This is a genomic window from Saccharomonospora sp. NPDC046836 (assembly GCF_040645195.1).
Lineage (GTDB): Bacteria > Actinomycetota > Actinomycetes > Mycobacteriales > Pseudonocardiaceae > Prauserella_A.
The window spans coordinates 1-9,573 of the sequence record NZ_JBEYXW010000075.1 but is presented as its reverse complement, the minus strand read 5'-3'; the positions used below and the strand labels follow the sequence as shown (position 1 = coordinate 9,573).

Genomic DNA, 9,573 nt, shown 5'->3' with positions numbered 1-9,573 from the left:
GTTCGACGGCGCACCCGCCGCCGGCAACGTCCACTCCTGCTGTGCAGTCGAAACGGCCGTTGCGCCGGCAGCTCGTGCCTTATGGATTCCTGTTGCCCAGTGCGGTGCTGTTTCTGTTGTTCGGTTTCATTCCGATCGGCGCGGCGCTGGTGTTCAGCACCCTGAGCGGTTCGGTGACGATTGATCCCGAGTTCGTCGGAGCCGACAACTATGTGCGGTTAGTGTCTGACCCGCTGTTTTGGCAGGCATTGCGCAACACTGCGATCTTCACCGTCGGCACCGTCCCGGTGGCCATGGGGTTGGGGCTGTTCTTGGCCCTGCTGCTGAACCGGCCGCTGCGGGGCCGAGCGGTGTTCCGCACGCTGTTGTTCGCTCCGATGGTCACCTCCGGTGTTGCCGTGGCCGTCATCATGTCGTGGATCTTCAACGGCGACTACGGCGTCATCAACAACGGCTTGTCCGCCGTCGGGCTCGACCGTGCACCCTGGCTGACCTCACCGTCCTGGGCGATGCCGACCCTGATCCTGGCCGTGTTGTGGAGCCGCACCGGCTTCTGCATGATCATCTACCTCGCGGCACTGCAGAACATCCCCGAAGAGACCCGTGAAGCCGCCGAACTCGACGGCGCCGGCCCATGGCGACGCTTCCGCAGCATCACCGTGCCCCTGCTGGCCCCGACCACATTCTTCCTGCTCGTGGTCAACGTGGTGTTCTCCCTACAGGTCTTCGACCTGATCTTCGTCCTGACCGGCGGCGGACCCGGTTTCGCCACCACAGTCCTCATCCAGTTCGTGTACCGGTCCGCGTTCTCCCAGGGGGACATGGGCTACGCGAGCGCAGCGGGCGTCGTACTGGCCCTGATCCTGATCGTGTTCACCCTGCTGCGCTTCCGCGCCGGGCGCCGTTCGGAGGAAGCAGCATGACCACCACCCCGGACCTCGACCGCGCCGCGCCGGCTCCTGCCACAGCCGTCCAGCAGCCTCGGCCCCGCCGCCGCAAGGCCGGCACGAAACCGGTCTTCGCACTGCTCACAGCCATCACCGTGGTGATGCTGTTCCCGTTCTTCTGGATGATCGTCACCTCGCTGACCCCGAACGGTCAGGCCACCGGAACTGATTTCCGACTCTGGCCTGCCGACCCCACCCTGGAGAACTACCGGGAGGCCTTCTTCGAAAGACCGCTGCTGACGTGGCTGACGAACTCTCTGCTCATCACCGTGATCGGCACCGTGCTCGGAGTCATCGTCAGCCTGATGGCCGGGTACGCATTCGCTAAGTTCCGCTTCCGCGGCCGCACCGTGATCTTCCTGGCCTACCTGCTCACGATCATGATCCCGATCCAGGTCACACTGATCCCCACCTTCGTCGTGGCCGTGAACCTCGGACTGGTCAACTCCATCTGGGGCGTCATCCTGCCCGGCGCGGCCGAAGCAACCGGGGTGTTCATCGCACGCCAATTCATGCTCGCCGTCCCCGACGACCTCCTCGAAGCCGCTCGCCTCGACGGAGCCAGCGAGATCCGGATCTTTCTGCGGGTAGTGCTCCCGGTATCCGGACCACTGATCGGTGTGCTCGCGATCCTCTCGGTCATGTCCCGCTGGAACGAGTTCCTCTGGCCATTCGTGATCCTGCAAGGAGACGACGTCCAAACACTGCCGGTCGGACTGGCCGCGCTACAAGGCGGCGAGGTCGCCTCCACCCCATGGGGCACCATCCTCGCCGTCACCACAGTCGCCGTCGTACCGGTACTCCTGGTCTTCCTGCTGTTCCAGCGCCAATTCGTCCAGGGCATCGCCACGACGGGGTCGAAATGAGCGCGCCGGCCAGAGTGCTGGTAGCGCAGGACAAGTTCAAGGGCACCTTGGACGCGAGCCGAGCAGCCGAGGTCATCGCCGCGGCGGTGCGCGAGGTCCGCCCCGCCGCGGGCGTGACGGTCATCCCCGTCGTCGACAGCGGCGAGGGCACCGTCGACGCAGTCGTCGCGGCCGGTGGTCGTCATCATCCTTGCACGGTCACCGGGCCGTTGGGCAAACTGGTGCGGGCCTCCTGGGCCGCACTGGGTGATCGTGCCGTGGTCGAGATCGCCGCAGCAAGTGGCCTTCAGCTGATCACCCCGTCTGCCCGCACCGCGCTCCTCGCCCACAGCATCGGAACAGGTGAGCTCATCCGGGCGGCTCTCGACGCCGGCTACCGCAAGATCACGATCGGGCTCGGTGGCTCCGCGTGCACAGACGGGGGCACCGGCATCCTGTCCGCGCTCGGGGCTCGCTTCCTCGATCGTTATGACCGCCCGGTCGGGCCCGGTGGTGGCGAACTGTCCCGGATCGCCCGGGTCGATCTGTCCGGGCTGCTTCCGCAGGTCGCCGAGTCCACATTCCTCGCATGCTGCGAGGTCGAGGTCCCGATGTTCGGACCGGACGGAGCCGCTGCCGTGTTCGGTCCGCAGAAGGGCGCCGACCCGGAAACCGTCGGCATCCTCGACGACGGCCTGATCCGTCTCTCCCGCGTCCTCGCACCAGCGACCGGTCTCGACGCCGCGGGTTTGGCGTGGGGAGGCGCGGCCGGCGGCGCGGCTGCAGGACTGCACGCCGTGCTCGGGGCAGCTCGCGGCTCCGCCTTCGATGCCGTCGCCGACCTGGTCGGACTGGATGACCTCCTAGAACGTACCGACCCGGTCGTCGTCGGCGAGCGAAAGCTCGGCTCCCAGTCGCTGGCGAGGAAGGCCCCCATCGGCCTGGCCCTTCGAGCTCGAGACAGGTCGATCCCCGTCGTCGCTGTGGTCGGGACCTCTGACCTACCGACGCACCGTCTGCGCGAACACGGCATCAGGGTGATCGGCAGCGCGAGCGGCGTGGCCGGCGGCGGCGCCGAGGCGATGCGGGATCCGACGACGCACCTGCGCACTGCGGCCCGGTGCGCTCTGCGCAGCTACCTCGACATGCCGCTTTCACACCGCTGAACCCTTCTCGTCTGTACCGCACACCCTTCTCACCACACAGGAGCTGTCATGGCTGGTGTTTCCTACGAGTCCGCATCGTGCATCTACCCCGGAACTCCCCCGGTCCGGGCAGTCGACTCCCTCGACCTGTCGGTGCCGGACGGGGAGTTCCTGGTCCTGGTCGGCCCATCCGGATCCGGCAAGTCCACTGCTCTTCGCATGCTCGCCGGTCTCGAAGACGTCTGCGAGGGCGCCATCCGGATCGACGACAACGACGTCTCGCAGTTGGCGCCGAAGGACCGCGACATCGCGATGGTCTTTCAGAACTACGCTCTCTACCCACATATGACCGTCGCCCAGAACATGGGATTCGCGCTGAAGATCCAGCGGATCCCCAAAGACGAGATCCGCAGCAAGGTCGAAGACGCCGCCGCGATGCTCGACCTGACTCGCTACCTCGACCGACGCCCGAAGGCCCTCTCCGGCGGGCAGCGTCAGCGCGTGGCCATGGGACGGGCCATCGTGCGCAACCCTTCCGTGTTCCTCATGGACGAGCCGCTGTCCAACCTCGACGCCAAGCTGCGTGTCGAGACACGAGCGAACATCAGCGATCTACAGCGACGTCTCGGAACCACGACCATCTACGTCACCCATGACCAGATCGAAGCAATGACCATGGGTACCCGCGTCGCGGTTCTACGCGACGGAACCCTCCAGCAGTGCGCGCCGCCCCGCCACCTCTACGACCGGCCGGCCAACACCTTCGTCGCCGGATTCATCGGATCCCCGGCCATGAACCTCTACACCAGCACTCTCACCCCGACGGGCACCGACATCGCCGGACACACCATCGCACTCAGCAGAGAACAACTCGCAACCGCCGCCGAGAACAATGTCACCGACATCGTCGTCGGCCTGCGCCCCGAGGCACTGCGCATCGTCGCGCCCGAACAGGGCGGCATCCCCCTGGTCGTCGAGCTGAGCGAGGAACTGGGTTCCGACTCCTACGTCTACGGCCGGGTCGAGCACCGAGGCGGCGCCCACCGCACCGTCGTGCGAACCCACAGCGACATCCGGCCCACCATCGGCGAGACCATCCACATCACCCCCACCCACCCCGACACAGCACACATCTTCGACGCCGCGACAGGCCAGCGAATCGAAGTCGCCCACGAGCCCGTCGCCCACGGGGCCCTGGCCTGACTCGCACCACGGAAGGAGGCACGACAGTGCGCTCTCGTCGGACCGCGATGAAGCGGGCGGCGATCGGTGTCGTCATGGCCCTCGGCGCTAGCGCCTGCGCGTCACCGGCCCCGGCCACCGGAGCCCACGCCATGGCGTACAACTTCTGGGGAACCCCGCAACGCGCCAAACAGGTCGCCGAACTGGCCGACGCATACCGCTCCGCTTACGGCGGGCCGCGGATCGACCCGCAGATGTCCTCGTACGGCTCCTACGTCGAACAGCTGACGATCCGCGCCGCGGGCGACGACGTCGCATGCCTGTCGGACATGCAGACGACCTTCATGGCCCAGTACGCGGAACACGACCTGCTGCGCCCCTTGGACGACCTGGTCGATTCCGGCGTCATCGACGTCTCGGGAATCCCGGACGACGTTCTCGATACCGGTCGCGTCGACGGCTCCCTCTACATGATTCCGATCGGCTCGATCCTGCGCACCGTCGCCTACAACGAACGGTTGCTGGAGTCGGTCGGAGCCTCGCCCCCGGCCGCCCCATGGACCTGGGAGCAATACCGTGACTGGCTCGTCGCGACGCAGGAGAGACTTCCCGAGGGAGTGCACGCGACCGAGCTCGAGGGCGGCGACCTCTACGTCCTCGAGTCCTTCGTCAGCGCCCACGGGTACCGCCTCTTCGACGACGACCAGCTCGGTTTTCCGCGCGAGCTGCTCGCCCAATGGTTCGACTTCTGGATCTCGTTGATGCGCTCCGGAGTCACGGTGCCGCCGGAGCTACTCGCCAATCAGGACAACAATCTCGAGATCAGCCCACTCGCGGTGGGCCAGGCGGCGTCGGCATCGGGCGACATCCCCCAGGTCCAGGTCATCGAGCGAACGTGAACCGGGAACGACGCGGGGAGTCGACTCGCCATCCTGGCGAACCCAGGTGGCGCAACAGGTACGACCGGTAACGTCATCGGCTCGAACGGCATCTCAATCGCGGCCACCTGCCCGGTCCCCGACCACGCTGCGTCGTTCATCGACTACTTCATCAACGACAGCACCGCGGTCACCATCTACCGTTCCAGTAACGGCGTGGTGCCGTCCACAGCAGCGCAGCAGGTCCTTCTGCGCTCCGATGAGACACCGGAGAACGTTCGGCGGTCGATCCAGAACTACCGGACGGCACTGGACACCGCCGGCGCGATACCGGCCGAACGCCCGTCCGGTTCGGCCGCGCTGGGGCGTGAACTGCAGCGCACATTCGACGAGCTCGCTTTCGGCCGTATCGACACGGCGTCGGCCGTCGACAGTCTCTTCGCCGCCGCAGATCGGATGGTGCGCTGACATGACCGGTACTACCCGGCCCCCTGATGAGATCGTCCAGGCGCGGCCGGGGCGATCACCGGCACCGCCGCGCCGGCCGCGTACGTCACGGTCGGGGCTGGAGAATCGCGCCGGTTACGCCTTCCTCAGCCCGTGGCTGCTGGGACTGGTCGGCATCACCGTCGGACCGATGCTGGTGTCCCTGTACCTGTCGTTTACCGACTACCCGATCCTGGCAGCGCCGGAATGGATCGGGCTCGACAACTACCGGCGAATGCTGACAGAGGACGCGACCTTCCTCACGTCCCTCAAAGTGACCATCGCGTACTTGGCATTTTCCGTGCCATTAGTTGTGATCGTCGCACTCCTGCTGGCGCTGTTGCTCAATCAGAAGGTCCGCGGGATCAGTATCTACCGTGCCGTGTTCTACGTGCCGTCGCTCATCGGCGGTAGCGTGGCCATCGCATTCCTGTGGAGGTGGCTGTTCGAGTCCGATGGCATCCTGAACAGCATCCTGAGAGTGGTGGGCCTCGAATCGACCTGGTCGTGGATCGGACATCCGGACACTGCACTGTCCACGCTCGTCGTACTCAACGTATGGCAGTTCGGCGCCGCAATGATCATCTTTCTGGCGGCGATCAAGCAGATCCCCGCATCCCTGTACGAGGCGGCACTGGTCGACGGCGCCGGGCCTTTCCGTCGCTTCTTCTCGATCACACTGCCTATTCTCACCCCGATCATATTCTTCAACATGATCATGAACGTCATCGCTGCCTTTCAAGCCTTCAATACCGCCTACGTCGTCAGCGACGGAACCGGCGGACCGGCCAATTCGACATTGTTCTACACGCTCTACCTGTACCAACGTGGATTCATCGACTTCGAGATGGGATACGCGTCCGCACTGGGATGGGTACTGTTCGTCATCATCGCAATCGTCGTCGGGATCTTCTTCGCGACCGCAGGGCGATGGGTCTACTTCGGAGACGAAAAATGATGAACCAGAGCACGCAGAACCCGTCCGCCGCAGAGCGAACGACACCGACTCGACCGACCGCGTCCTTCACCGCGAGCAGTCTCACCCGCCATCTCGTCCTCATCGGGATGGCAGCAGTCATGTTCTACCCACTCATGTGGATGATCGGGGCGTCGTTCCGCGATGACAGCCGCATCAACGATCCTGGCATCTTCCCCGGCGCCGACTTCACGTTCGACGGCTACACGACCGGCTGGGAGGGCACGAACGGCGTTTCGTTCGCGACGTTCCTCTTCAATTCGTTCATCATCGCAGCCCTGGCGGTTGTAGGCACCGTGGCTTCCTCGGCGGTGACCGCGTACGCATTCGCGCGAATCGAGTTCGCTTTCAAGCGATTCTGGTTCGGCGTGCTGATCGCCAGCCTGTTCCTTCCCCTTCACGTGCTGATCATCCCCCAATATCTTTTCTTCCGCGAGGTCGGCTGGGTCAATACATGGCTACCCCTCGTTGTACCGAAGCTCCTCGCCAGCGAGGCGTTCTTCGTCTACCTCCTCGTTCAGTTCTTCCGCAGCGTGCCGCGCGAACTCGACGAGGCAGCGCGAATCGACGGGTGCGGGCACTTCCGGATCTTCTGGCAAATGATCCTTCCGCTGTCCAAACCCGCCCTGGCGACAGCCGCCATCTTCACGTTCATCTACACGTGGAACGACTTCTTCGCACCCCTCATCTACCTCACCGACACCAATCTGTACACCGTCCCACTCGCGCTACGGTCGTTCATCGACTCCAGCGGGGGCTCGTCGTTCTCCGCGCTCTTCGCGATGTCGATCGTCTCACTTCTTCCGGTGATCGGCCTGTTCGTCGCTTTCCAGCGCCTGCTGACCAGTGGTATCTCAACCACGGACTGCGAAGCTGATTCCGCCCCGAGTCGGCTACCAGCCGACTATTTAACGAACTGAACACCGCAACCACTGCCCGCCACTCAGACTCCGACCAACAGCAAGGAGAAACAGTGCTCGACGCCAAGCAGCGTGAGACCCTGGAGACCGCGGCCAAGCTGCGCGTAACCGATATCCGGGACGGGATGGATTGGGTCGGGCTGCACCACGTCGGCAGTCTTCCGCCTGAGTTCCGACCGTTGTACCCGGCGCGCGCCGTGGGCTTCGCACGGACGGCACGTCACCTGCCGACACAGCAGTCAGTGCCCACGATGTCGCCCGAGGACTACACGAAATGGGCCTACGACTATTGGTACGGAAAGGTGTTCGCCTCTGACTTCTACAATGTGGTCGAAGAAGGGAGCTTCCTCGTCGTCGACACCAGCGGCAAGGAAACCCCTGCAGTGGGATCGATGATCTCGATGGTGTGGGCCAGCAGAGGCGCCCGTGGCGCTGTCACGAACGGGGGGGTGCGCGACACCGACGAGATCGTGACCCAGGCAGCTCTGCCGGTATGGTCGCGATCGGTCGTGCAGCCGATGTATCAGGGGCGTGTCGAGTGGGGCGGACATAGCATGCCCGTGGCATTGGGTGGTCAGCGCATCAACCCCGACGATCTGGTGGTCGCCGACCATGACGGCGTCATTATCGTGCCACAGGCGGTGATCGACGACGTGCTGACCTACGCGATTCAAGAGGCGGAGAACGATCGGCGGACGCGTCGCATGCTGTTCGAGCACCTGGGACTCGCGCAGGATGACTCCTGCAAAAGCCTTTTCGACACTGGACCACACCCGCGCGCGATGACCGAGGACAAGCTGCGACGAATGACAGGTAGGCCCTGAGGCCCGCACCGCAGGTTTGCACAGGAACGCAGATCTGCACTTAACGTGGCGTTGGGCGACCGATCAGTCTCGTCCGATCGTCGTTGAAGCGCCACACAGCATGCGCCGGCACTTGTCCCCGCCCTGGTTGACGACAGCCGTCTCGGAGGGGGCTCGAGGGAACCCTGAGTCCACTCCCGCGGAGAAACTCAAGGAGATGCAGTGACCAACGTGCCCTGGTTCGAGCGGACACATCGGTGGGGGCAGACGAATCTCACTGAGATCGACCCGAGCCGGTATGACTCCAGATTCTGGCGCGAACAGTGGCGACGAACGGAGATCCAAGGCGTCATCATCAACGCCGGCGGAATCGTAGCGTTCTATCCGAGTGAAAACCCTTTGCACTACCGCGCAAGCCATCTCGGAGGTCGCGATCTCTACGGAGACATAGTGCGCGATGCGCGCGAAGAAGGTCTGACGGTGATCGCTCGCATGGATTCGAACCGGGCGACTGCAGACTTCTACCGCGAACACCCCGACTGGTTCACCCGAGACCGCAACGGCCGTCCCTACATGGCCGCAGACCGCTACATTGCGTGTGTCAACAGTGAATACTACGACGAGTATCTGCCATCCATTATCCGGGAGGTGATTGCACGGAGCCATCCGGATGGATTCGCCGATAACAGTTGGGCGGGACTGGACGCTCGTCGGATCTGCTTCTGCCGTAATTGTACTGTGCGATTTCGTGATGCGTATGGCGGTGATCTACCCGAGCGCGTTGATTTCGACGATCCCACGTTTCGGGTCTGGCTTCGCTGGAACGAGTCACGGCGCACAGATGTATGGCGTCAGAACTCTAGAGTCACCGCCAAGGCAGGCGGGCCTGATTGTTTGTGGGTCGGAATGATCCACGGCCCCCAAGCGGCGTTGACCAATCGATTCGTCAACGTGCGCGACGTTGCACATCAATCAAAGATATTGTTTGTCGATAATCAACGACGGTCCGCTCCCGACGGGTTCCTTCTGAATGCCGAAGTCGGGTCGCGCTTGCATGGTGTGCTCGGCTGGGACCGGCTGTTGCCGGAGAGCATGGCGATGTACAGCGCTGGCCACGGCTTCTTCCGCGCCACCTCGATGCCTGGTGCTGAGGTCTGGACCTGGGCAGCCTCCGGCTTTGCTGGTGGAATTCAACCATGGTGGCACCACATTAGCGCGGTTCACGAGGATCACCGGCAGTACGCGACCGCCCAGCCACTGTTCCAGTGGCATAGAGTCAACGAGAATCTACTTCTGGTGTCGGCGGTCAGTGAAAAATCCCCGTAGGCGGCCAGTTGCCGCCCCATAGGTGGCCAGTGATTTCCCCGCTGGTGGCCAGATATCTCCCCGGT

General features: G+C 64.1%; 10 protein-coding genes. All 10 read left to right on the top strand.

Translation table 11 applies throughout. The features are described 5' to 3' along the window. Nucleotides 1-923 (top strand): sugar ABC transporter permease (locus tag ABZ863_RS34455; RefSeq protein ID WP_358543870.1); only part of this gene is annotated, 923 nt, incomplete at its 5' end. Beyond that, nucleotides 920-1,813 (top strand): carbohydrate ABC transporter permease, encoded by an 894-nt coding sequence (locus ABZ863_RS34450; RefSeq protein WP_358543867.1) that lies wholly within the window; start codon nt 920-922, stop codon nt 1,811-1,813. The genes ABZ863_RS34455 and ABZ863_RS34450, both read left to right, overlap by 4 nt. Next, on the top strand, nt 1,810-2,958 hold the full coding sequence (locus ABZ863_RS34445) for a glycerate kinase (protein WP_358543864.1): 1,149 nt from the start codon (nt 1,810-1,812) through the stop codon (nt 2,956-2,958). The genes ABZ863_RS34450 and ABZ863_RS34445 overlap by 4 nt, the downstream gene beginning before the upstream one ends. Before the next feature lie 48 nt (nt 2,959-3,006). Continuing rightward, nucleotides 3,007-4,140: a sn-glycerol-3-phosphate ABC transporter ATP-binding protein UgpC gene (ugpC, locus tag ABZ863_RS34440; RefSeq protein ID WP_358543861.1), complete on the top strand. Its 1,134-nt coding sequence runs from the start codon at nt 3,007-3,009 to the stop codon at nt 4,138-4,140. A 26-nt stretch (nt 4,141-4,166) separates the two neighbouring features. Continuing rightward, on the top strand, nt 4,167-5,018 hold the full coding sequence (locus ABZ863_RS34435) for an extracellular solute-binding protein (protein ID WP_358543858.1): 852 nt from the start codon (nt 4,167-4,169) through the stop codon (nt 5,016-5,018). Nucleotides 5,019-5,216: 198 nt separating this feature from the next. Beyond that, nucleotides 5,217-5,465 (top strand): hypothetical protein, encoded by a 249-nt coding sequence (locus ABZ863_RS34430; RefSeq protein ID WP_358543855.1) that lies wholly within the window; start codon nt 5,217-5,219, stop codon nt 5,463-5,465. Nucleotide 5,466: 1 nt separating this feature from the next. Beyond that, nucleotides 5,467-6,441, top strand: a complete 975-nt coding sequence (locus ABZ863_RS34425; protein ID WP_358543852.1) for a sugar ABC transporter permease — start codon at nt 5,467-5,469, stop codon at nt 6,439-6,441. A gap of 107 nt (nt 6,442-6,548) precedes the next feature. Beyond that, nucleotides 6,549-7,379, top strand: coding sequence for a carbohydrate ABC transporter permease (locus ABZ863_RS34420; RefSeq protein WP_358543849.1), 831 nt, complete (start codon nt 6,549-6,551; stop codon nt 7,377-7,379). 53 nt (nt 7,380-7,432) lie between these two features. Beyond that, entirely contained in the window at nt 7,433-8,203 is a 771-nt protein-coding gene (locus ABZ863_RS34415) for an RraA family protein (protein WP_358543846.1), read from the top strand. 201 nt (nt 8,204-8,404) lie between these two features. Then, the gene (locus tag ABZ863_RS34410; RefSeq protein WP_358543843.1) at nt 8,405-9,508 is read left to right on the top strand and encodes a beta-galactosidase; all 1,104 of its coding nucleotides are present in this window, start codon (nt 8,405-8,407) and stop codon (nt 9,506-9,508) included. The last annotated feature ends 65 nt before the right edge of the window (nt 9,509-9,573 follow it).